Source organism: Kocuria sp. ICS0012 (assembly GCF_001665945.1).
Classification (GTDB): domain Bacteria; phylum Actinomycetota; class Actinomycetes; order Actinomycetales; family Micrococcaceae; genus Kocuria; species Kocuria marina.
This window is the reverse complement of sequence record NZ_LZMM01000026.1, coordinates 36,217-59,421: the sequence shown is the minus strand read 5'-3', so window position 1 is coordinate 59,421 and position 23,205 is coordinate 36,217. Positions and strand designations below refer to the sequence as shown.

The following is a 23,205-nucleotide window of genomic DNA, read 5'->3' as shown; positions in this document are numbered from 1 at the left end:
CACTACAGTTTTCCGGTATGCAGGTGCACGAACGTCCCACCGGTCCCAATCCCAACTCGCCCATCGGCGTGTTCGATTCGGGTGTGGGCGGGCTCACGGTGGCGCGGGCGATCATCGACCAGCTGCCCAACGAGGAGATCCTCTACGTCGGTGACACCGCGCACGGCCCCTACGGGCCCCTGCCGATCGCCGAAGTGCGTTCCAACGCCCTGCGCATCATGGACGACCTCGTAGATTCCGGGGTCAAGCTGCTCGTGATCGCGTGCAACACTGCGTCCGCCGCAGTGCTGCGGGATGCGCGCGAGCGTTACACGCGCGGTTACAACATCCCCGTGACCGAGGTCATCCAGCCCGCGGTGCGCCGCGCGGTGGCAACCACACGCTCGGGTCGGGTGGGGGTGATTGGCACCGAGGCGACGATCGGCTCGCGCGCGTACGACGACACGTTCGCGGCCGCACCCCAGCTCGAAATCACGTCCGTGGCGTGCCCCGAATTCGTGGAGTACGTGGAGCGCGGCGTCACCACGGGGCCCGATCTGTTGCGCACCGCCCAGCGCTACCTCCAGCCCCTCAAGGACGCGAGCGTAGACACCCTGGTGCTCGGGTGCACGCACTACCCGCTGCTCACGGCGGTGATCTCTTACGTCATGGGCGAGAGCGTGAACCTGGTCTCGTCCTCGGAAGAGGCCTCGCGGGACGTCTACCGCTGCCTGTTGGACAACCACCTCGAGCGGGATCCCGAGCTCGCTCCCCACCACGAATTCCTGGCCACGGGGGACCCCGTGAGCTTCGAGGTCCTCGCCCAACGGTTCCTGGGCCCCGAAGTGGTCCGCGTCCGGCACACGGCGTCCGTCGCGGAGCAGTACCCCACCGGTTCCCTCGCCACGATCCACGCGGCTCAGCGCTGAGTCGGCACCAGAAAGGCGATCACCCATGATCCTCACAGTGATCGGTAACACAGGAAGTTTTCCCGGGCCCGATGCCCCCGCCTCGTGCTACCTGCTGTCCGGCGAAGACGCGCACGGGCGTACGTGGCGCATCGTGCTGGACATGGGCAACGGTGCCCTGGGTGTCCTGCAGCGCCACATCGACCTGCACGAGATCGACGCGATCATGCTCTCCCACCTGCACCCGGACCACTGCGTGGACGTGGGCGGTCTGCACGTGGCCGTGAAGTGGGATCCCCGCGGATGGCAGGGCGGTCGCATCCCGATCTACGGTCCGTCCATGCTGCACGGCTACCTCAACCAGCTGCACCTGTTGCCGCCCGAGCATTCGATGGACACCGAGTTCGACTTCCACGTGTGGCAGGCCAACCAGCCCGTGACCGTGGGTCCGTTCACGGTCACGCCCCACCCAGTGAACCACCCGTGCCCCGAGCCCTATGCGCTGCGCGTGGAGTACCGCGGGGCCCAGGGCACGGAAGTCCTCACGTATTCGGGGGACACCGACGTGTGCGACGAGCTCGTGGCAGCGGCCCGAGACGCGGACGTGTTCCTGTGTGAGGCCGCCTACCAGGAGGGCCGCGAGGACCATCTGCGCGGGATCCACCTCACGGGCAAGCGCGCGGGAGAGACCGCGACCGCCGCGGGTGTGCGTCGGTTGCTGCTGACCCACCTGCCCGTGTGGAACTCGGTGGACACGGCCACGGCGGAGGCCGTCGGAGCGTTCTCCGGCCCGGTCACGGTGGCCCGCGTGGCCACGAGTTACGACGTCGCCGGGCCGACCGACCAGTCGTTCACTGCATTGGCAAGCGCGGTGACCGGGGACTAGGCTGAAACCCATGACTTCGCCTACCGAGCCGGCACGATCCACCGAGAATTCCACGGGCGAGGGTGGCTCCGCCGCATCGGGGCTGGTACGAGCGGACGGGCGCGCCGTCGACGAACTGCGGCCCATCACCATCACCCGCGGTTGGTCCGAGCAGGCCGAGGGTTCCGCCCTGATCGAATTCGGCGGCACCCGTGTGCTGTGCACGGCGTCCCTCACGGAAGGCGTTCCCCGCTGGCTCAAGGGTGAGGGCCGGGGTTGGGTCACCGCGGAGTACGCCATGCTCCCGCGCGCCACCTCCACGCGTTCGGCCCGCGAATCGGTGAAGGGCAAGGTCGGTGGCCGCACCCATGAGATCTCGCGTCTGATCGGCCGCTCCCTGCGTTCGATCATCGACCTCAAGGCCCTCGGGGAGAACACCGTGGTCCTCGACTGCGACGTCCTGCAGGCCGACGGCGGTACGCGCACCGCGTCCATCACCGGCGCGTACGTCGCGCTCGCCGAGGCCATCCGCTGGGCCCACGACAACGGCATCCTCAAGCCGCGGGTCAACCCCCTCATCGACACGGTCTCGGCCGTATCCGTGGGGATCATCGACGGTGTTCCCATGCTGGACCTGCCGTACGTGGAGGACGTGCGCGCGGAAACCGACATGAACGTCGTCGTGACCGGCTCGGGGGACTTCGTGGAGGTCCAGGGCACGGCCGAGGGCGCACCGTTCAAGCGCGCCGAACTGGACGTGCTGCTCGGCCTCGCCGTGGCTGGGTGCGCCCAGCTGGCCGAGATCCAGCGGGAGACCCTGGAGGCCACCCGTGGCCGATGACGCACGCGGTGCCCGCGTGGTGCTCGCGACACAGAACGCGGGCAAGGTGCGCGAGCTGCAGGCCATGCTCCGCGACGCGGGGCTGACCGATCCAGGGATTGTGGTGGACGCGCGCACGGCCGGGCTGAGCGACGTCGTCGAGACGGGCGTCACGTTCCAGGAAAACGCGCTGCTCAAGGCGCGTACTGCCGCCGCGGAGACGGGACTCATCGCGCTCGCGGACGACTCGGGACTCAGCGTGGACGTCATGGGCGGCGCCCCGGGCATCTTCTCCGCGCGGTGGAGCGGGGTCCACGGCGACGACGCCGCCAACCTCCAGCTGCTGCTCGCCCAGCTCGGGGACATCGCCCCCGAAAACCGCCGCGGCTCCTTCCTGTGCGCCGCCGCGGTCGTCGCACCGGACGGCGCCGAGCACGTGGTCACGGGTGAGCTGCCCGGGAACATTCTGCGCGAACCCGCGGGGGAGAACGGGTTCGGCTACGACCCGATCTTCGCCCCGGACGGCCAGGACGGCCTCAGCTGCGCGCAGTTGAGCCCAGAGCACAAAAACAGGATCAGCCATCGTGCGCAGGCCATGGCCGCCGTGTTGCCGCACTTGTTGCAGCTGCTCACGGGTTCGAGTGGGACCGCGCGGCAGGACGGGCCGGAAGCCACAGTGGCGTCCCCCCTGGAACCGGAGCCAGAGGACTGACCCATGACTTTCGCGTGCGGACACCTACCTTTTGCTCCGGCTGTCGAGGCTGTGTTGGCGGAGGCCAGGGTGCGCGTGGATCGCTCCGAGTGGGAGCTGCACGCCGGCGGGTCCGCGCACATCGTGGTCAACGCGGGGCACGTGATGAGCGTGCGGATCGCCAAGAACCCGACCTCGGGGGAGAACGTGCGCAGGCGTACCCGTGCGCTGTCGCGGCTACCGGAGTTCGACTTCGCCGTGCCGCGCCCCCTGACCCCCGTGCTGCAGGACGGGCGGTACACCGCGGTGGGGATGACCTGGATCCCGGGCAGCCCCCGCCCGCCGGGGCACGCGGACCCGCGGGAGCTGCGCAGGGTCCTCGAGCAGGTACATAATGCGGACGCGCGCGCGGCGGAACCGTGGCTGGACCGGCCCGGTCAGCACTGGGGCGGTCACCGCCGTCGCCACGTCCTGCTGGACCAGGTGCTGCCGCTGCTGCTCCCGCGGAACCGGGACCGCGCCATGAATGCGATCGAGGACCTCGTGGCCCTGGACAACGTCCCGCCGCGGCTCGTGCACGGGGACCTCATGGGCTCCAACATGCTGTGGCAGGACGATCACCTGGTGGGCGTGATCGACTGGGACCACGCGAGCATGAGCGATCCCGCGTACGACGTCGCGTCCCTGGGACTCTGGTTCGGTTGGTCCAGCGTGCGCCAGGCCACGGACGAGGAGAACTATCTGCGCGCGCGGTTGCACTCCCGGATCTTCCCGCTGCAGGCCGTGGCATACGCGCTGCACCATGAGCTCGACACCGCCCAGATCCGCCAGGCCGTGGAGAAGGCCGACGCGTGGTACGAGACCCGCGCCATGGCCTCCGTGTGAGCGACATGCCATGTCGGAGGCGTTGCCTACCCTGATCGGGTGCCCGTCAGTTTCACCGCCATAGATTTCGAGACCGCCAATCGCAGCCCTGCGTCCGCGTGCGCCCTGGGGGTGGTACGGGTCCGGGACGGCCAGGTGGTGGACACCCGGTACTCACTCATCCGTCCGCCGCTCGGTCACGACGGGTTCGAGCCCGGCAACGTCCGGATCCACGGCATCCGGCCCGCGGACGTCGCCCACGCGCCCACGTTCGACCTGCTGTGGGACTGGATGTGCGAGAACATCAGCCCGGAGGATCCGGATTCGGTTCTGGTGGCACACAATGCCGTCTTCGACACCGGCGTGATCAAGGCGGCGAACCGGGCGTGCGGCGGAACCGCTCGGAACTGGGACTACGCGTGCACTCTCCGCTTGGCCCGTGCGGCCTACACGCTGCGTTCCTACGCTTTGCCGTCGGCGTCCCGCGCGGCGGGGGCGGAGGTCGTGGAGCACCACAATGCGCTCAGTGACTCCCTCGCGTGCGCCGGGATCGTGCTCGATCTCGCGCGCCGCAGTGGGGCGCGCAGCATGGCCGAACTCACGGCGCACTACGGGGTCAGGCTGCAGCGCGCGACCCTGTGACGCGACGCGCCTCCGATCGGGGTGATTCTCAGGCGTGCGGCCGCCACAGGGTGAGCCAGCGATCGGCCAGGGCGAGCAGTTCACGGCGGGTCGCCCCGCGGGTTCCGGAGGGATCCGTGCCGGATGTGTCCGTGCCGCTGTCCGTTTTTGTGGTGCGGCTGTTGTCGTCGGCCACGGCGTCCTGCCGGGCCATGCGGTTGTCGCCGGCGGCGCCGTTGCCGCTCTCCCCGATGTCCTCGCCGTGTGCGGCGTCGCCGAGCCCCCAGCGCGCGGCAGCAACACTGACCGCGACGGTACGTGCCGCGTCGTTCGCCGCCGGGTGACCGGACAGCAGCGAGAGAGCCCGCTGAGCGACGTCGTCCCCCGAGCTGTCCGCGTGCGGCGCATCCTCGGCGCACAGCACCGCCGCGAGCCCCAGCGCCAGGGCCGACGACGCCGCGGTTCCGTCCCCCACGGCCCGCGTGAACGCTCCCGCGGGTTCCGTCATCCCATCGAACAGGGAGTCCCGGGCGGATCGGTCCGCGCACAGGTCGAGCAGCTCCCGGGTGAGGGGCGCGGGCCGGGTCATGAGTGCGACCACTCGGCCGGTTTCCTCGACTACGTCCTGAAGTGAGGCCCCACTGCCCCGCGCACGGCCCGCCGCGTGAACGGTCAGGGCCGCACCAACAGCCGCGGTCTGTGCCTCGGCGCTGCCGTGGGTGATCGCGGCCGAGTCCACGGCGAGGGCCACGAGCGACTTCCACCCGATGTGGGGCACCAGTCCATAGGGCAGCGTGCGGGCCAGGATCTCGGCACTGTCCGCGAGTGGCAGGACCGGACGAGTGACCTCGCCCAGGCGGCCCATGGACAAGGCGGTGAAACCGTCCCCGGCGTGCTCACCCGGTGCGGTGAGGAGGGGGTAGTCGTGGTCCAGGTCGTCGTCGGGCGGGTGCGGTGCGTCGCCGGGGAGCTTCGCGCCGTTGCGCACGGCCCAGCGCAAGTACGCGAGCCACGCGCACGCCGTGGGATCCGCGGCCTGACCGTCATTCGCCCAGTGGGCCACCTCGTTCAGCGCCCCCGCGGTGCGCGCGAGGAGCTGGGTTCCCTCGCCGGGTCGTTCGGCCGCGGTCGCGCGCCACGGCGCGAGGAACACGCTCCTCACGAGCGACGGATACCACGAGGACGCCGCGTCCAGACCGCGGTCTTGTTCCAACAGTTCGGGCGTGCGCGGTGAGGTCATGGGATCAGTCTATGAGGGTGGCAATGGATCGTGCGGGGTGATGCAGCTCGGGCATGGGGCCGTTCAAGAGGTCCGGGCGGCATAGGAGCCTGCCCGGGCTGGGGGCGCCTCGGGTACGGGATGGATCAAGTCGGCCGGGTGTCTCAGGAGCGTGTGCGGTCGTACGGGCATGTCCGGCCTCGAGAGCGTGGGGGCGCGACCCTCCCTGGGCTCGGCTATTTGTCGGTGCCGGGGCAGCCGATGCCGGTGGGGTTGGTGTGGCAGTCATCGGCGACGTTGTGCACGGTGGCCCGCCACACACTCAACGCGACCGGGGGTGAGGTGACTTGGTTGTAGCCGGCGACCGGTTGCCACCCGGTGTCGGCGATGTTGTATTCCCCGTAGAACGAGGTTGTCAGGGTCACGGTGAAGTCCCCGGTGGTGGTGTACACATGGGAGGTGTCGGTGGGCTCATCCCACGCACCGTCCGGTAGCGGTGCACCGGTCAGGGGTGTGGGGCCCAGGGTGGTGCCGTCCCCGTAATACCAGGTGTATTGGACGGGGTAGGCCCTCACCTGGACAGTGTAGCCACCCAGGGTCGTGGTGAAGGTCTGGGGTTGGGCCTGCGCATAAACATTGGTGTGCATGTTCTTCAAGGTGTCCGGGGCGGGTTGGACGTGACTGGCGGCGGGGGCGACGGCCAGTTGTTGGAAGTCCTGGAGGGTGAACACCGGCAGCGGCACGTACCCGTCGTCGCTGGCTTGATCGGCTTGGGTGTTGCTGACGCACAGTTGGGTACCGCGCGCGGCGCGGGTCCTGTCATTGGCCCCGCCAATGACGATGTCCATGTTCACACCGGCGGCCCCGGTGTCGTCGGTGCATTCCTGGGTGGTACGGCACCGTGTGAGTGCTGCCCCACGTTGGTCGGTGCAGGGGTCTTGGAGGCCGTAGACGGTTTTGTTCTTAGCGGTGTCCATCAGGCGGGCGTTGAAGAAGATTGAATCCTCGTTGGACATGAGCCGATCACGCAGCGCCTTCTGGAACGTGGGATCGGTATCCGGATCCCACGCCGCAGCCTGGCGGGTCGCGTTCGAGGTAGTGCCTCCGTTGTGCTCATTGACCTGAGCCCTCGACATGGCAGATGAATTGCTTCGACTTTTCAGAATGACATCGATTGTTGCCCCGTGCGCATGGGCATTCGTTGACATCTGACTTTCCTTGGAAGAGATTCCGAAATCCGGAACGCCACCGTCATCGGCGGAAGCGGACTGAGGTAGTAAACCTGCGAATCCAAGAATCACCAGGGGCATGACAAACACCCTCAGGGACGATGACCATTTCACAGGGAGCCTCGTGGTGATCCGGTGAGGTACATCCAGCGATCCCCGTCGCGGTAGATGTAGCAATCGAACGCATCTTTTTCTGCGAACGGTAGTTGTCGTCTCGGGATGGCTTGGTCGACGAAGGCCACGGACCCCGAGCTCTTGACGTCGACGGGAAGGTTGTAGCCTCCGTCAGGCCGCTGACTGAAGGAGCCGGGTACGATCGTGGGCACTTCGAATCCACCCGCTGCCCAATTCCCCTTGGCGTACATGGCCTCATACGCGTCGTATTGCTCGGTGCACTTCTCGCAATCCGTCGAGGTGACTTCCCGAATCAGCGAGGTGTCCCCGGTCTGGATCGAGTACCACTGGGCATCGGCGCGGTAGTTCAGGAACGCCTGCGCGCCGGCCTCGGTTTCGTCCCTGGCCTCCGCGGGCATCACGGGCTTGGGAACATTGCGGGCCGGATGCTCCAGGGTGGCGGGTTCGTAGTCCTCCGGGACCTTCTGGCCCGTGGCCAGCACCGTGGGTTCCTCCGGACGCCAGTCATCGGGCAATGCGCTGTCGGACCCGCTCGGGGACCCGCTCTGCGGCGTCGTCGGGGATGCGGGGGAGGCGTCCGGCGCGGGGGACGTGGGCTGCGCCGTCGTCCCCGTGGAAGTGGCTCCCGTGGGCGCGGCGCTGTAACCCCCACCCGCTCCGGGCGAGCCGTTACCGCACCCGGTGAGTAGCAGCGCTGCGAGCAGGGCGAGGGTCGTTCCCCGGCCGGCCGTGGCGATCAGTCGTGGTGAATGCATCCCGGTGAACCCCCTCGTGCCACACCGTTGTGTGACGTACCAGACATCCCCCAGAGCATAGAGGCGCAAGACGGCGCGGGCCATGCCCGGGCCGTAGCTTGTGGACGACGAAGAACATGCGCATGCATGACCCCTGGTCACGGCGTGGAAGAGGGAACTAGCGAGTAGAAACAATCCGCCACGTGGCGCGCCGCCGGCCTAGCGAAGCGGTGGCGGCCGCGGTGGATCACACCGTCAGGGGGCCTGCGCCGTGTGACCTGCACATGTGCGGGAGGTCGCTGTGGGTGTCCGAGACCGCGGTTACATTGACCCCATGCTGATCTTGCACACCTCCGACTGGCACCTGGGGCGTACCTTCCACGGCGTCGACATCCTGGACATCCAGGCGCAGGCCATGGCCGAGATCGTCGAGTGGGTGCGGCACCACGGTGTCTCCGCGGTCCTGGTCTCGGGGGACGTGTACGACCGCGCCCAGCCCCGCACGGAGGTGGTGGAGCTGCTCAGCACCACCCTGGCGCAGATCCGCGAGGCGGGCGCGCACGTGATACTCACGAGCGGCAACCACGACTCCCCGGCGCGGTTGGGTTTCGGCTCCGGCATCATGTCCCACGGTGGCGTCCACCTGTTGACCCGCGTGGCGGAGGCCCACGTCCCGGTCCTGCTCTCGCAGTCGGAGGACTCCTCGGTCACGGTCGCCCGGGCGACGGCGCCGCCCGCCCCCGACCCGCGCGGTGCCACCCTGTCGGGGGCGTTCACGGTGGCCGTGTACGGCATCCCGTACATCGAACCGCGCGCGGCCGCGCCGTCGCTCGACTGTGCACCCACGCACCAGGCCGTGCTGGGCACCGTGATGGAGCGCATCGATGTGGACAGGAAAAAACGAGGCGACATCCCGTCCGTCGTCATGGCGCACGCGTTCGTGACGGGGGCGCAACCCACGGATTCGGAGCGCGTCGTCGATTCCGGGGGCCTCGGCACCGTCCCGGCGGAGGTCTTCGCCCGTCATGACTACACGGCGCTCGGCCACATCCACCGCCGGCAGCGAGTCGCGGACGCCGTGCGCTACAGCGGCTCGCCCGTGGCCTATTCCTTCTCCGAGGCCGGACACCCCAAGGGAGCGTGGCTCGTGGACGTCCAGGAGACCGGGGTCCATGAGGTCACCGGCTTGGACCACGCCGCGCGCATGGATCTGGCGTGCCTGCGGGGGACACTCGACGAGTTGCTACGGGATCCGGCGCACACCTCGGCGGAGGGTGCCTGGTGTCAGGTGGTCCTCACGGATCGTGACCGCCCGGCATCCGCGATGGATCGGATCAGGACGCGGTTCCCCCGCACGGTGGAACTGCGCTGGGAACCCGAGGGCGGCCGGACTCTGACCCAGCAGGCGTACAGCGCGCGGGTGGCGGAAGCCGCCGGTGCCGAGGAGCTGTGCGCCCAGTTCTACGACCACGTGCGGCACCGGGGGCTGTCCGGGCCGGAACAGGACGAGATCGCGGACGCGGTGGCCGCCGCGCGCAGCAGGGGAGTGGAGCAGTGAAGCTGCATCGGATGGAGATCACCGCCTTCGGGCCGTTCGCCAAGCGGGAGACGGTGGATTTCGACGTCCTGAACGAGGCAGGGGTCTTCCTGCTCAACGGCGAAACCGGGTCGGGTAAGACCAGCGTGTTGGATGCCATTTGCTTCGCGCTCTACGGATCCGGGCCCACGACTGCCGCCAAGGGCGGGCGCAAGGCCCAGCACAGTGATCACGCGGATCCCCGCACCGGGCCGCGCGTCGAGTTGGAGTTCACGGCGGGTGGCCGGCGGTGGCACGTGAGCAGGACGCCCGCGTGGCGCGAACCGTCCTCCCGGGCTGCGTCCGGGTGGAGCGACCGTCACGCCACGGTGTCATTGCGGGAACACGTGGCGGGGGAATGGGTGGACCGCGGTTACCGCCCGGACGACGTGGGGCAGACCATCCACCATGTCGTGGGCCTGGACCGTGAGCAGTTCACCCAGGTGATGATGCTTCCCCAGGGCCAGTTCGCCAGGTTCCTGCAAGCCGGTTCCAAGGAGCGGGAAGACCTCCTGGAAACGCTGTTCGGCACGGACGTCTACGCGGACATCCAGGATGAGCTGAAAACGCGCTCGGATCGAGCCAAGAGCGTCCTGTACGAGGCGGAACGCGAGGCGGAACGAGCGGACGAGGTCCTCGCCCGGCTCAGGGAACGCGTGGCCCACACGGTCGCCCGGTTACCGGAGGACGTCTTATCGGACCTCCCCGGGGCGCTCCGGACCCGATTGGATCTCCCGTCGGACGAGGGGTCGGTCGGCGACGTCGCCGTGGGCACCGCGGCGGACGCCAACGGTGGAAAAACTGACGCGGGTTCGTCTGACCAGGGCCGAGCCTCGAGCAGTGCTGCGTCGGCCGCTTCGGAGGAGGGGCCCGCGGACGGGATATCGGGGGACGCCGACTACGAAGGGGGCCCGGATCGATGGCGTGAGCTGGTCGACGACTGCGACACCCTCGTAGACACGGTGGGCCGGGCACGGGACGGCGCGGCGTCGTCGTACACAGGGGCCCAGCAGCGCTACGCACAATTGGAGACCCTGCATTCGCTGGTCAGGAGGCGCGGCGAACTCACGCGGCGCCGGGATGAACTCGCGGAGCACGCGGAGCAGTCGGAGGGTGCGGCCCGACAACTGCGCGAGCACGAGGCGGCACAGGAATTGCAAGCGCCGCTCGTGGAACTGCGTGACGCCCGACGGCGCGTCGCGACCCTTGACGCCGCCGTCACCGACCTGCGTGCCACTGTCACGGGGGACGCGCCGTCGGCCCGCGTGGCTCAGCACATTCTGGGTCCGGACGCGAGCCTCATGGACGCCGTGGACGAGTCCGGGCAGGTGCCCGCGGGTCTGCGCGATGCAGTCGTGACCGCGCGCGAATCCGCCAGGGGCGCCGTGGCCCAGGAGGAGTCGCTCACGAGGGACGAGGAGGAGGCGGCTCGCGAACGCAAGGCCCTTTCGGCGCTCGAAGAGCGGGCGACGCACCTCACCCGGGATCTCGCCTCAGCGCGGGACGCCTTGACCCGCAGCGAGGAATCGCATCGCGAACTCCTGGGGGAGGTCAAGGACGAGGCCCTCGTGCGCGAACGGGCCCGCACCGCGCGGGAGGCCGTGGCCGCGAGTCGGGAATACGCACGGGCCCGGGCGGAGGAGCAGGAACGGGCGCGCCGGTACCGGGAGGATGAAACCGCACGGCGGGCTGCCGCCCAGCACGTGGAAGCGCTCGAAGCGCAGCGCTACGCGAGCGCGGCCGCGACCCTCGCCACCGGGCTGGAGCCGGGGGATCCGTGCCCCGTGTGCGGAGCCACGGAGCACCCGCACCTCGCCGGCTCCGGAACCGAGGACGAGGTCACCGATGACGCACTCGATCGCGCACGCGCCGCCCGGGACACCGCACAGGACACCGTGGATGCATCCCACGCAGCGTGGCAGCGGGCGCAGACCGGTGCGGCCGAGGCGCTCGCGGGCGGCGCGGACATGGACGTCGACGCCGCCGTGGACCGGTGCCGCCACGCCGATGAGGAACTGGCCCGACTCGAGCAGAGCCTGACCCAGGTGCGCCGGGGTGAGGCCGAGATCGCGGCTGCTCGGCGGGAGGTCCAAGATCTCGAGGGGGAGGGGACGCGGATCAACGGTGACATCGCGGGGACCCGTGCGCGCCTCGAGGGACTCCTGACACGGTGCGACCGGGCGCGTGAGGAGTTGGCCCGGCGCATCAAGGGTTTCGATTCGGCCACCGAGTTCCTCGAACGGTCCGAGCACCTCGTGCGCACGGTGAGCGAGTGGGAATCGCAACAGCGGGCGCTGGAGGCCGCGCAACACGAGGTCCGCACCGCGCAGGGTGCCGTGGAACGTGCCCTTGACGCGTCCCCGTTCGAGACCGAGAGCGCCGCGGACGAGGCTCTCATGGACCCGGCGGACGCGGCCGAACTCTCCGAGCGGCTCACCGCCCTACAGGAGGAGCGGGACTCAGTCTCGGCGGAACTCGCGACCCAGGACATGCAACGCGCCGAGGGGCTCAGCGCCGAGGAACGCGCGGGCTTGTCCGAGGAAGCACTGGCTCGCACCGCCGCCGAACGGGACGGGTACGAACAGTTGCGGGATGCATTGAACCAGAAGCTGGGCGGACTGCAGACCCTCGCGGCCGACGCCGCATCCCACGCCGAGCACATGCCCGCCCGACACGCCGAACTCGAGCGTGCTCGAGAGGACGCCCAGCGCCTGAGCGGACTCGCGGACGTGGCCACGGCGAACTCCCCCGAGAACGCCCTGCGGATGACCCTGACCTCGTTCGTGCTCGCCGCGAAGCTCGAGCACGTGGCCGCGGTGGCCTCCGAACACCTGGCACGGATGTCCTCCGGCCGCTTCACACTGGTGCATACGGATCGCACCCGAGGGGGTGGCAAGTCCGGGCTCGGACTCGAGATCGACGACTCGTGGACCGGTGTCCGCCGCGGCACGGAGACACTGTCGGGCGGGGAATCCTTCTTCACCTCGCTCGCGCTCGCCCTGGCTCTTGCGGATGTCGTCCGGTCCGAGGCCGGGGGACAGGAGATCGACACGCTCTTCGTGGACGAGGGGTTCGGCTCCCTTGACGAACAAACTCTCGAGCAGGTCCTCGAGACCCTGGACGGGTTGCGCCGCACGGGGCGGGTCATCGGTGTGGTGTCCCACGTGAGCGAGATGAAACAACGCATCGACACCCAGCTCGTGGTCACCAAGACCCCCGGCGGCTCGCATCTGTCGGTCGTCGCGGGGCCGTGGGATGCCGCGTAGGCTGAGGTCGTGAGTACCGCGATCCGCCGCCCCGCGCCCGAGAAGCCCGGCAAGGTGCTCACCCCGCGTGAACGCACCGTGCGCAGTGATCGCAGGCTGGGCGCGATCACCATGTTGCTCCGCCTGCCCCAGGTCATGGCCCCGTTGGGCCTGCTCACGCTCGTGGCGGTCTCGTCCTCCTCGGCGTGGACGGCCGCGTTGAGCTCGGCGTCCCTATGTCTCGGCATAGCCGTGAGCGGCGTGGGTGTGGCCGCGCTGGCCAACGCCCGCTGGCGATTGTGGGCCCTGGTCGCGTTCTCCCTGATCCAGGGGATCATCCTCTGGGTGCTGTCACGAGCCCAGGTCACCGAGATCCCGGTCTCGTGGGATGCCGTGTCCGCGCTCGCGCCGTTCTTCGTGGCCGGCGTGGTCATGACACCCATGGGACTGGCCGCGCGGCTCCGCTGGGCCTCCGTGTTGCGAGCACAGGACCGGTCACAAGCGTTCCCGGCGGCCATGCGCCGCGAATCCGTGAACGAGGGGCTGGCCACGGTGCTGGGTGCCGCGCTCACGGGACTGCTCGCTGTGACCATGGGCCCGGCGGTGGTGCTGCGTTTCGCCGCCGTGTGGACCGTGCTGATCACGGCGGCATTCGTCCTGCATTCCTCCGCCCGCTGTCCCCGCGCGGATATGCCCCTCTGGTCCTGGCGACGCCCCCGCGGCGCGCCCGGGCGCAGCCGTGCCGTGTTCCGGCTGAGCCATGGATTGATCTACGGTGTGGCGGCGCTGAACGCCCTCATGGGCGCGGTACTCGGGTGCCTCGTGGTGTACTCAGTGTCCCTGGACAGCGTGGAGACCATGGGGGTCATCTATGCGTTGCTGGGGTTCGGGGCCGCCGTGGGGTCGAGCCTGGCCGTGCGTTTCCGCCGCCGGTTGAGCGCTGAGAACATGTGGATTCTCGCCGCCACGGGTGCACTGCTGGCATCCATGCTCATGTCCGGGCCGTCCGGTTTCGTGGGGTATTCCCTCGTGCTCCTCGCGCTCGGGTTGTTCTCAGGCCCGTGCCTGCTGTGCCTCCACAGCAGTGCCGGTTACGTCACTGCGGGCAGCGACTTCCTGGGACTCGTGGCACGCATGACTGTGACGTCGAGCATCGCCACGGCGCTGGGACTCACGCTCAGCGCGTACCTGGGCGTACACTTCGACGACATGACCGCGGCCATGGTCCCCATGGCGGCCGCTATGGTGCTGTTGGCCACCGCCCTCATCTTCAACTACACGCAACGCCGCAGCCCCGGGCCCAGGCCCCGCATCTGACGCTGCTCACACGACGACGCCGCCCGGGCCGGTTCGCAGGGGACCGGGCCGAGCGGCGTGGTACCGCGAGCGCGATCACTCAGTGGCCGCGGGCGATCCATTCGCTCAGGTGTGGCTTCTCCTGGCCGATGGTCGTGGAGTCGCCGTGACCCGTGAGCACGAGGGTGTCCTCGGGCAGCGTGAGCAGCCGTTTCTCGATGGAGTCGATGATCGTGGGGAAGTCCGAATAGGACCGCCCCGTGGCACCCGGGCCGCCCTGGAATAACGTGTCCCCGGTGAAGACCACCCCGTTCTCACCCAGGTGCGGGGCGTGGAACACCACGGACCCGGGAGAGTGGCCGGGCGTGGCCAACACGGTGAACATCACGGTGCCAGCGAGGATCTCCTGTCCGCCTCGCAGCGGCTCGGGCTCGGGCCCCTCCGGGTAGACGGCGCGCCACAGCATGAGGTCCTCGTGGTTCATCATGATCGGGGCGTCCGTGCCCGCGCGGTCGGTGAACTCGCGCACCGCCGCGATGTGGTCATCGTGACCGTGGGTCAGCAGCACGTGCGTGATGGTGCGGTCCGCGACGGCGGCGAGCACGGCGTCGGGGTCGTGCGCGGGATCGATCACCACGCACTCGGCCTGGTTACCTACGACCCACACGTTGTTCTCCACGTCGAAGGTCTCGCCGTCCAGGCTGAACGTACCCTCCGTGACGCAGTTCGTGACGGTGACGCCGCCGCGCGGGTCGGTCAGGACGGTCTGCGGTGTGCGCGTCATCGGGCCAGTTCCACGACGGAACGCAGGACCTTGCCGGACTTCATGGTCCCGAACGCGGCGTCCACGTCTTCGAGGGCGATGCGCTCGGAGACGAAGGCATCCAGGTCCAACCGGCCCAGGAGGTATTGGTCCACGAGCATCGGGAAGTCGCGCGAGGGCAGGGTGTCCCCGTACCACGCGGACTTGATGGACCCGCCGTGGGAGAACACCTGGTCCAGCGGGATCTCCGCCACGGTCCCGGGATTGGGAACGCCCACCAGGACCATGCGACCCGCGAGGTCACGCGCCTGGAAGGCCTGCATGAAGGTGTCGGCCACGCCCACGGCGTCGATCACGAGATCCGCGCCGTGACCGCCCGTGAGCTCGCGGATGGTCTCCACGGGATCCACGGAACGAGAATTGACCGTGTGGGTCGCGCCGAGCCGCTGCGCGGTGCTCAGCTTGTCGTCGTCCACGTCCACCGCGATGATCGTCGTCGCACCCGCGAGCGCCGCACCCGCGACCGCGGCGGTGCCCACGCCGCCGCAGCCGATGATCGCTACGGACTCTCCGCGCTTGACCGCACCGGTGTTGATCGCCGCGCCGATCCCGGCGGTGAGGCCGCAGCCCAGCAGACCCACCGCGGCGTACTGTTCGCCCTCGAGCGGGGATTCGATGAGGGTGCACTGCCCGGCCGCGACCAACGTCTTCTCCGCGAATGCACCGATCCCCAGGGCGGGCTCGAGTTCCGTGCCGTCCTCGAGGGTCATCTTCTGCTCGGCATTGTGGGTATTGAAGCAGTACCACGGTTCACCGCGGCGGCACGCCCGGCATTCGCCGCACACCGCGCGCCAGTTGAGGATCACGTGATCGCCCACGGCGACCTCCGTGACACCCTCGCCCACGGCGCTGACCACGCCTGCGGCCTCGTGCCCCAGGAGATAGGGGAAAGCGTCCCCCACGCCGCCCACCTTGTAGTGCAGGTCCGTCTGACACACCCCGCACGTGAGCACGTCCACGAGTGCCTCGCCCGGCCCCGGATCGGGGACCAGGATGGTTTCAACGGTGGCGGGCTCGTTCTTGGCCCGCACCACCACGCCTTTGACCTTGTGCATACGGTTGCCTCCGTCGTCTCGTAGCTTCCTAGCGTCCTTCCCAGTATGCATGGTGGCCGCCACGCATCGTACGACGACGCCGCGTCGTTCGCCCCGCGACGAAAACCGGGTGCGGATGACGAGCCGGGAGATGATCCGGGTTGACGAGAAACCGGATGACGAACCCGGTCGGCGACACCGGGTGCCAGGCCCTGAACATGAGAACGCGGGCCCGCATCATGGTGCGGGCCCGCGTTGCCAAGGATCGTCGTGGGGACTCAGGAGTCCTGGGAGTAGTCCACGTGCTCGGTGCGCAGCCGGATCTTGCGCCCCTCGGCCTCGAGCTTCTCCTCCTTCTCCTTCTGCTTCTTCACCTGGGCGGTGTCCCGGGGAGGCAGCTGGACGGCGTGCTCGGCACGGATCCCGCCCTGCAACTGGCGGCCACGCTCGAGTTCGGCGTCCACCTCGGCGCCGAAGAGGAGCACGTTGTTCATGATCCACAGGCCCAGGAGCAGGATGATCACGGAGCCGATGACGCCGTAGGTCGCGTTGTAGCTCGAGAAGTTCGCCACGTAGAAAGCGAACCCGAGCCCGGCGATGATCATGAACACGAGCGCGATGGCCGCGCCCGGGCTCAACCACTTGAACTTGGGCTGCTTCACGTTGGGCGTCGCATAGTACAGGATCGCAATGAGCAGCACGAGCAGGAACAGGATGACGGGCAGCTTGGCCCAGTTCCACACGGTCACGGTGGTGGAACCCAGACCCACCAGGTCACCCACTGTCTGCGCGAAGTCACCGGAGAGCAACACCATGAACATCACGGCGGCCACGATCAGCACGATGATCAGGGTGATCAGCAGCATGATGGGCTTGAGCTTCCAGAAGGGGCGGCCCTCGGAGATCTCGTAAATGCGGTTCATGGCGCGGGCGAACGCACCGGTGTAACCCGACGCGGTCCACAGGGCACCCACGACACCGACGACCAGGGCGAACCCGGCCCCGGACTGCGTGGTCAACTGGGAGATGGGCCCGGACAGCAGGTCCACGAGGGCCGCGGGAGCGTAGCGGTTCAGGAAGTCCAGGATGGCGTTCGTGGTGGCCTCACCCTGACCGAACACACCGAGCAGGGACACCAGCGCCAGCAGCGCCGGGAAGATCGAGAGCACCGCGAAGTACGTCAACGTGGCGGCCAGGTCGGTGCACCCGTCCTTGCTGAACTCGGACACGGCCCGCTTGAAGACGTAGCCCCACGACTGCCCCTTGAGTTCGGTGGGGGAGTCGGGTTTGGCGTCGTGGTCCGGGTCAGGGGCGGCGTTCTCACGACGTACCGTGGACTCCGGGTGCTGACTGGTCATGGGGGTCCTCTCCAGGAGCGGATGTGGTGGCTGCGCAAAGCAGGTACTCTCAGAAGTTTAGCGACCTCCCGACCCCTGCCCACGCACCGTGCGCCTCTACGGCGCCGGCCCCGGTACTGCCGACGACACCGCCGCACGGCGCAGCGCCGTCGGGCGCGGCACTGCATCATATGGTATCGGGGCATGCGGCACCGCCGGGGCGCGACTCTGCTGTACGCGACGTCGCCGGACACGACACCGCGCCCACGACGAATCGTGGGCGCGGTGTGGGCCGCCGTACGGGCGGGTCAGTGCGTGCAGCGGTGCGGATCGGTCACCGTGACAACGACAACGCGTACTGATGGATGCGTTCACTCAGTCGCGTGAGCACCCTGATCTCCTGGGCGTCCAGAGCGGTGCTCATGACGTCCGCGACCATCTGGTCGTTGTCCTGCGAGATCTGCTCGTAGAGCTGGGTCCCGGCATCGGTCAGGGCGACCCGCACACCGCGCAGGTCCTGGGAATCCTGGCGCCGGGTCACGAGCCCCTTGTTCTCGAGACGCTCGAGCATGCGTGAGAGACTCGATTGCGTCAACAGCACGTGGCTGTTGAGATCGCGTAACCGCAGGCCACCCCGGCCGGTGGTGCACAGCGCGGCCAGGACCTCGAACTCACGACGAGACAAGCCGCGTAAATCCACTCCGCGTTGGAGCTGACGTGTCACCGACACATGGCAGCGGCTTAGTGCATCCCACGCTTCGACACTCCCCCTTGATGTCATTCTTCCCCCTTTGGCAACGTCCACCCCCTATGGACGTTATCTACATGTTACGAGAGGGGATGAGCGCGCCCCCAGCGAGCGGTGTCCACACTTGTGGCCGGGAGGACAGAGCCTGTCCACGCATTGGGGCACAGCTGATCAGAGGTGGAGACGACGGAGGGTCTTTGTGCGCAGTGCACAAAGACCCTCCGTAACGTCCGCCGGAACGGGACTACTTGATGCCGAGCACCTGCGCGGTGTGACCCATGATCTCGTCCGCGAGCTGCGGGTTCTCATCGAGCTTCTTGCCGTAGGAGGGGATCAGCTCCTTGATCCTGGGCTCCCACTCGGACATCTTTGCCGGGAAGCAGCGGGAGAGCAGGTTGAGCATGATCGGCACGGCCGTTGACGCACCGGGGGAGGCGCCCAGCAGAGCACCGATCGAGCCATCCGCGCTGGTCACGAGTTCGGTGCCGAACTGCAGCACGCCACCCTTCTGCCGATCCGACTTCATGACCTGCACGCGCTGACCGGCCTCGATGAGCTCCCACTGGGACTCCTCGGCGGCGGGGTAGTACTCCCGTAGTGCGTCCATGCGTTGGGACCGGGTCTTGGTCAGTTCGCCCACGAGGTACTTGACTAAGTCCAGGTTGGCCAGACCCGCACGGGTCATGGGGTAGAGGTTGTGTGCGCGCACGCTCTTGGGCAGGTCCAGCAGGGAACCGTGCTTGAGGAAGTTGGGCTTGAACCCGCCGTAAGGCCCGAACATCAGGGTGCGCTCGCCGTGGACGTAGCGCGTGTCCAGGTGGGGCACGGACATGGGCGGGGCGCCCACGGAGGCCTGGCCGTAGACCTTGGCGTTGTGCTGGGACGTGACGGTGGGATCGGTGTTGCGCAGGAAGAGACCGGAGACGGGGAACCCGCCGAAGCCCTTGGCCTCCCGGATCCCCGACTTCTGCAGCAGGGACAGCGCGCCCCCGCCGGCACCCAGAAAAACGAAACGCGCGTGGATGACGCGGTTGTTGTCGCTGTTGAGCCTGTCCTCGACCGAGACGTTCCAGGAACCGTCGCTCTGGCGTTTCAGGGTGGTGACCTCCTGACCGTAGCGCACGGTCAGGTTGCGCCCGGTCAGGTGGGTGAGCAGCTGGTTGGTGAGGGCACCGAAGTCCACGTCCGTGCCCTCGGGGGCGAAGGTCGCCGCCACGCGACCGGCGCCGCGGCCGTGCATCGTGAGGGGCGCCCACTCGGCGATCTGGTCGCGGTTCTCGGTGAACTCCATGCGCTCGAACAGCTTGTGAGGCTTGAACGCGTCGTAGCGGGCGCGCAGGTAGTCCGCGTGGTCCTCACCGAACACCATGGAGATGTGGGGCACGGGGTTGATGAACGTGTCGGGGGACTCGAGCGTGCCGTTCTCTACGAGCGAGCTCCACAGCTGGCGCGTCACCTGGAACTGTTCGTTGATGTTCAGTGCCTTCGTGGCGCTCACAGTGCCGTCCGCGGCCTGGGGTGCGTAGTTCAGTTCGCACAGCGCAGAGTGTCCGGTGCCCGCGTTGTTCCAGGCATTGGAGCTCTCGAGACCCGCGGCGTTGAGGCGCTCCAGGACGGTCATGGACCAGTCCGGCTGCAGGTCGCTGAGCAGGGTCGCGAGCGTGGCGCTCATGATGCCGGCGCCCACCAGGACGACGTCGACGGATTCGGTGGGTTGAGATGAAGTCACATTGTCTCCCGTGCGTGCATGATCGACGCGGCACTGCGCCGAGGCTTTCCGTTGTCCAGGGTATCCCCAGCTCCAGCCAACTCCCAACGGAGCCGCCGGGCACACATGGTGCGGTTCAGGCCAGGCGCAGCTCGTTGAAGCGTTCGAACCCCGTGGAGGTCAACGGGAAGGACGCCACGCGCGAGTTCACAGCCACCGCCGAGACGGGGTGCGCGAGCGGCACGGCCGGGATCACCGCCGAGACGCGGTCATTGAGCGTGCGGTACGCGGCATTGCGGGCGTCGCCCTGGGGCATGGTGGCGGCGCGGTTGACCGCGGTGAGCAACCCGGCGTCGTCGTCCCCCAACTGTGCGTCAGGGGTGCCCAGCAACGGGCCCATGAAGCCGTCGGGGTCGCGGAAGCTCCCGCTCCAGCCCAGGAGGCTGAACGCGTGGCCCGCGGTGGGGTCGGTCACGGCGTCCACGTACCCGTCGTCCCAGTCCATGGGGACGGGGTCCAGACGGAAGCCCGCACGGGTGAGCTGCGCCGAGATCTGCGCGTACACGCGCTCCGGTTCCTGCAGGTACATCCGGGACGTATTGCGCGGGTAGTAGAAGCGCAGGGCCTGCCCCCGGTAGGAACTGGCCCGCAACTGGTCCCGGGCGCGCTGGGGGTCGTAGCCGGGGATCTGCAGGTTCTCGCCGTCCACGTTGAACCGGGCGGGGACGAACTGGTCCGCCACGTTGGTCCCGCTGGGGTACAGCTGGGACGCCAGGGCACCGCGGTCGATCGCGGAGGCGACGGCGCGGCGTACCGCGACGTCCCGCAGCACGGGGACGGAACGGTTGAACCCGAGGTAGGACACGGAGTAGGGGTCGCGGTAGAGCACCTGCACGCCGCGGCGCGCGAGGGGCGCGAAGGCGTCGAGCCCCACGAGGTCGTACGCGTCCACCTCACCCGTGAGCAGGGCCGCACAGCGCACATGTGCGTCACGGATGACCCGCATCTCGAGGGTGCCCACGTCCCCGAGCTCGCCCCAGTAGCCCTCGTGGGCGGAGAGCTTCACGGTGTCGGCGGTCGCCGAGTCGAAGCGGAAGGGGCCCGTGCCCACGGGGTGCTCGTTCTCCGTCCCCGCCTCGATGCTCGCGGGGGAGGCGATCCCGAACGCCGGCTGGGTCAGGGCGGCCAGCAGCGGCGTGTAGGGGCGGGTGAGCTTCACCACCACGGTGCGCTCGTCCGTGACCTCCGTGCCGGCGTAGGCCGAGGCCACGAGCGGGCTCGACGTGCCGTGGCGGAAGGCCGTGGCGAACGCACAGCGCGAGGCCCACGGTTCGGAGGACTCGGCCTGGGCCTGCCACTTGTCGAAGTTCGCCTTGACCGCGGCGGCGTCCAGCGCGGCACCGTCATGGAAGCGGACCCCCCGGCGCAGGGTGAACGTCACGGACCGACGATCATCCGCGAGCTCCCACGACTCCGCGAGGCCCGGCGCGGGCTCACCGGTCGAGCGGTCCGCCGTAACGAGCCCCTCCAGGATCTGCGTGGCGATCCGGGCCGTCTCTTGCGAGTTCCTCCGGGAGGGGTCCAGCCCCGTCGGTGCCGCGGCGTGCGCCAGAACAAACGTGTTGCGGGGTGCGGTGGCGCTCGCCGAGGGGCGGGCGGTCGTGGACCCGCAACCGGTGAGCATGAACCCCGCGCCCGCGAGGGAGAGGAAGGAACGCCGTCCGAGGCGGTTCTCAGCAACCACGGCGCATCCTTTCTCTGGTCGCCGCGTCGTCGCACGGCAGTACGCGGCATCATGGTGCGCAAGACGGGAATCGAACCCGCACGCCGTGAGGCACAGGAACCTAAATCCTGCGTGTCTACCAGTTCCACCACTCGCGCTGACATCGGGACCCGGACTCGGCCTGAACGCGGAGGGGGTGCCCGGAATCGTCCACCATACTAACCAGTGACTAACCAGTGCTTCCTCCGCGCTCGCCGAGAAGCGCGCGCGGTGCGGCCCCGGTTCCGGGTCCCAGGCCGGGCGGCGGCCGCCCGCTCAGGTGTCGAGGCCGAGGTCCCGGCGCAGCTTGGCCACGTGCCCCTTGGCGCGCACGTTGTACTGGACGAGGCTCACCGTCCCCTGTTCGTCGAGCACCACGGTCGAGCGGATGAGACCCTCATAGACCTTCCCGTAGTTCTTCTTCTCGCCCCACGCGCCGTACGCCTCCGCCACGGCGTGGTCCTCGTCCGAGAGCAGCGGGAAGCCCAGACCCTCGTTCTGTGCGAAGCGCTCCAGGGCAGCGGGAGCGTCCGGCGAGATCCCGAGCACACGGTAACCCTCGGCACCGAACGAGGCCATGTTGTCCCGGAAGTCGCACGCCTGCGTGGTGCAGCCGGGGGTCTCGGCGCGGGGGTAGAAGTACAGGATGACCTTGCTACCGCGCAGGCCCGCCAGGACGACGGGCTCCCCGTGGGCGTCGGGCAGGGTGAAATCGGGAGCGGCGTCCCCGGGGGACAGACGAACGGTCACGGCGTGATCCTTCCTGGTGAGTGACAGGTGTTCCCTAAGGACGCGTTCTCACGTACAGTTCAGGGATGCACCCGAGCATGCCATGCTTCGGGTTCGCGCACCGGCTCCGGTCTCGGTCCCGCCGTACGACGTCGCTGCGTCCGCCCCGCGCCCAGCGCGCACGATCCCGGGCGGTTCCCGCAGTCGCACGAGAGGGGTTCGCAAGACGATGTTCGGCGCGGGGATTTGACTGGCGGGGTGCCCCGTAGTATTGTTCAGCGATTTCGTCGAGCGGATACGATAGTCCTATGTCCTACAAGAACCAGTGGCCCACGAACCGTCTGCTGTCCACGGCGGCTCGCCTCGTGGAACACGCGTGGAACGAGAACCTCGCGTCTCTCGGTATCACCCACGCGGGCGTGATGGCCCTGGACGTCCTCCGCTCGGAGGGCAGCATGACGCAGGCGCAACTGGCCCACCAAGTGCGCGTCCAGGCCCAGACCATGGGCAAGACCCTGCACCGGTTGGAGGTGCATGGTCACATCACGCGTTCCCGCAACGCGCTCGACCGCCGTTCCCACATGGTGAGCATCTCCCCGGCGGGGGAGCGGGTCCTCGTGGACGCCGCGCGGTTGGAGAAGGGGTTGCTGGGTAGCGACCGTGACACGGACGAGCAGTTCCGCCGCAAGCTCATCGACCTGATCTCCACCCTGGGTGGTGCACGCTGGCGCATGGAGGTCGAGGATGGCGCCGAGACCCCGGCCGGTCCCACGGAGGGTGCCGACTCACCGACGGAGTCGGAACACAGCGCCACGTCGCGCTGACCCCGGCGGCGCAGCGGCGTCGTCGTGACCCGGAACGCGACGAGCGGCGGGGCGACCG

The 23,205-nt window shown here is 68.7% G+C and carries 20 protein-coding genes and 1 tRNA gene; 10 read left to right on the top strand and 11 right to left on the bottom strand.

Annotation, left to right across the window (positions count from 1 at the left end; translation table 11 throughout):
• The first annotated feature begins 17 nt into the window (after nucleotides 1-17).
• The 6 genes from murI to A5728_RS03390 are packed head-to-tail and all read left to right on the top strand — an operon-like array spanning nucleotide 18 to nucleotide 4,769.
• Nucleotides 18-908, top strand: a complete 891-nt coding sequence (murI, locus tag A5728_RS03415) for a glutamate racemase (protein ID WP_064845705.1) — start codon at nucleotides 18-20, stop codon at nucleotides 906-908.
• A 25-nt stretch (nucleotides 909-933) separates the two neighbouring features.
• Entirely contained in the window at nucleotides 934-1,773 is an 840-nt protein-coding gene (locus tag A5728_RS03410) for an MBL fold metallo-hydrolase (RefSeq protein ID WP_064845704.1), read from the top strand.
• 10 nt (nucleotides 1,774-1,783) lie between these two features.
• Nucleotides 1,784-2,593: a ribonuclease PH gene (rph, locus tag A5728_RS03405; protein ID WP_064845703.1), complete on the top strand. Its 810-nt coding sequence runs from the start codon at nucleotides 1,784-1,786 to the stop codon at nucleotides 2,591-2,593.
• Complete coding sequence (gene rdgB, locus A5728_RS03400) at nucleotides 2,583-3,284, top strand: RdgB/HAM1 family non-canonical purine NTP pyrophosphatase (protein WP_064845702.1); 702 nt, start codon at nucleotides 2,583-2,585, stop codon at nucleotides 3,282-3,284. The genes rph and rdgB overlap by 11 nt, the downstream gene beginning before the upstream one ends.
• 3 nt (nucleotides 3,285-3,287) lie before the next feature.
• Complete coding sequence (locus A5728_RS03395; protein WP_064845701.1) at nucleotides 3,288-4,148, top strand: phosphotransferase family protein; 861 nt, start codon at nucleotides 3,288-3,290, stop codon at nucleotides 4,146-4,148.
• A 39-nt stretch (nucleotides 4,149-4,187) separates the two neighbouring features.
• Nucleotides 4,188-4,769 carry a 3'-5' exonuclease gene (locus A5728_RS03390; RefSeq protein ID WP_064845700.1) on the top strand — a complete coding sequence of 194 codons (582 nt, stop codon included), beginning with the start codon at nucleotides 4,188-4,190 and terminating at the stop codon, nucleotides 4,767-4,769.
• A 28-nt stretch (nucleotides 4,770-4,797) separates the two neighbouring features.
• Here A5728_RS03390 and A5728_RS03385 read toward each other — a convergent pair whose 3' ends face one another.
• The 3 genes from A5728_RS03385 to A5728_RS03375 form a co-directional block, all read right to left on the bottom strand.
• The gene (locus tag A5728_RS03385) at nucleotides 4,798-5,988 is read right to left on the bottom strand and encodes an ADP-ribosylglycohydrolase family protein (protein ID WP_064845699.1); all 1,191 of its coding nucleotides are present in this window, start codon (nucleotides 5,986-5,988) and stop codon (nucleotides 4,798-4,800) included.
• Between the two features lie 215 nt (nucleotides 5,989-6,203).
• Entirely contained in the window at nucleotides 6,204-7,277 is a 1,074-nt protein-coding gene (locus tag A5728_RS03380) for a hypothetical protein (protein WP_231885491.1), read from the bottom strand.
• A gap of 29 nt (nucleotides 7,278-7,306) precedes the next feature.
• A complete protein-coding gene (locus A5728_RS03375) occupies nucleotides 7,307-8,086 on the bottom strand; it encodes a DUF6318 family protein (protein ID WP_156523366.1) in 780 nt (259 codons plus the stop codon).
• A 313-nt stretch (nucleotides 8,087-8,399) separates the two neighbouring features.
• Between A5728_RS03375 and A5728_RS03370 the strand changes: the two genes are divergently transcribed.
• Genes A5728_RS03370 through A5728_RS03360 form a run of 3 tightly spaced genes read left to right on the top strand, consistent with a single transcriptional unit; the run spans nucleotide 8,400 to nucleotide 14,203 of the window.
• The gene (locus A5728_RS03370) at nucleotides 8,400-9,623 is read left to right on the top strand and encodes an exonuclease SbcCD subunit D (protein ID WP_064845697.1); all 1,224 of its coding nucleotides are present in this window, start codon (nucleotides 8,400-8,402) and stop codon (nucleotides 9,621-9,623) included.
• Entirely contained in the window at nucleotides 9,620-12,907 is a 3,288-nt protein-coding gene (locus A5728_RS03365) for an AAA family ATPase (protein ID WP_231885490.1), read from the top strand. Before A5728_RS03370 ends, A5728_RS03365 begins: the two co-directional genes overlap by 4 nt.
• Before the next feature lie 9 nt (nucleotides 12,908-12,916).
• Nucleotides 12,917-14,203, top strand: coding sequence for a hypothetical protein (locus tag A5728_RS03360; RefSeq protein WP_231885489.1), 1,287 nt, complete (start codon nucleotides 12,917-12,919; stop codon nucleotides 14,201-14,203).
• A gap of 79 nt (nucleotides 14,204-14,282) precedes the next feature.
• Here A5728_RS03360 and A5728_RS03355 read toward each other — a convergent pair whose 3' ends face one another.
• The 8 genes from A5728_RS03355 to bcp all read right to left on the bottom strand — a co-directional run bounded on the left by A5728_RS03355 (nucleotide 14,283) and on the right by bcp (nucleotide 22,344).
• Nucleotides 14,283-14,966, bottom strand: a complete 684-nt coding sequence (locus A5728_RS03355; protein ID WP_064845696.1) for an MBL fold metallo-hydrolase — start codon at nucleotides 14,964-14,966, stop codon at nucleotides 14,283-14,285.
• Nucleotides 14,963-16,060, bottom strand: coding sequence for an S-(hydroxymethyl)mycothiol dehydrogenase (locus tag A5728_RS03350; RefSeq protein ID WP_064845695.1), 1,098 nt, complete (start codon nucleotides 16,058-16,060; stop codon nucleotides 14,963-14,965). Before A5728_RS03350 ends, A5728_RS03355 begins: the two co-directional genes overlap by 4 nt.
• A 257-nt stretch (nucleotides 16,061-16,317) precedes the next feature.
• Nucleotides 16,318-17,397: a YihY/virulence factor BrkB family protein gene (locus A5728_RS03345; protein ID WP_064845694.1), complete on the bottom strand. Its 1,080-nt coding sequence runs from the start codon at nucleotides 17,395-17,397 to the stop codon at nucleotides 16,318-16,320.
• Nucleotides 17,398-17,710: 313 nt separating this feature from the next.
• Nucleotides 17,711-18,061, bottom strand: a complete 351-nt coding sequence (locus tag A5728_RS03340; protein ID WP_231885488.1) for a MarR family winged helix-turn-helix transcriptional regulator — start codon at nucleotides 18,059-18,061, stop codon at nucleotides 17,711-17,713.
• Nucleotides 18,062-18,368: 307 nt separating this feature from the next.
• Complete coding sequence (locus A5728_RS03335) at nucleotides 18,369-19,853, bottom strand: malate:quinone oxidoreductase (protein ID WP_082943204.1); 1,485 nt, start codon at nucleotides 19,851-19,853, stop codon at nucleotides 18,369-18,371.
• A gap of 115 nt (nucleotides 19,854-19,968) precedes the next feature.
• Nucleotides 19,969-21,576 (bottom strand): ABC transporter substrate-binding protein, encoded by a 1,608-nt coding sequence (locus tag A5728_RS03330; protein WP_064845692.1) that lies wholly within the window; start codon nucleotides 21,574-21,576, stop codon nucleotides 19,969-19,971.
• A gap of 52 nt (nucleotides 21,577-21,628) precedes the next feature.
• Nucleotides 21,629-21,713: transfer RNA gene (locus A5728_RS03325), tRNA-Leu, on the bottom strand.
• 157 nt (nucleotides 21,714-21,870) lie between these two features.
• Nucleotides 21,871-22,344: a thioredoxin-dependent thiol peroxidase gene (gene bcp / locus A5728_RS03320; protein WP_064845691.1), complete on the bottom strand. Its 474-nt coding sequence runs from the start codon at nucleotides 22,342-22,344 to the stop codon at nucleotides 21,871-21,873.
• A gap of 287 nt (nucleotides 22,345-22,631) precedes the next feature.
• Between bcp and A5728_RS03315 the strand changes: the two genes are divergently transcribed.
• Nucleotides 22,632-23,147: a MarR family winged helix-turn-helix transcriptional regulator gene (locus tag A5728_RS03315; RefSeq protein ID WP_064845690.1), complete on the top strand. Its 516-nt coding sequence runs from the start codon at nucleotides 22,632-22,634 to the stop codon at nucleotides 23,145-23,147.
• The last annotated feature ends 58 nt before the right edge of the window (nucleotides 23,148-23,205 follow it).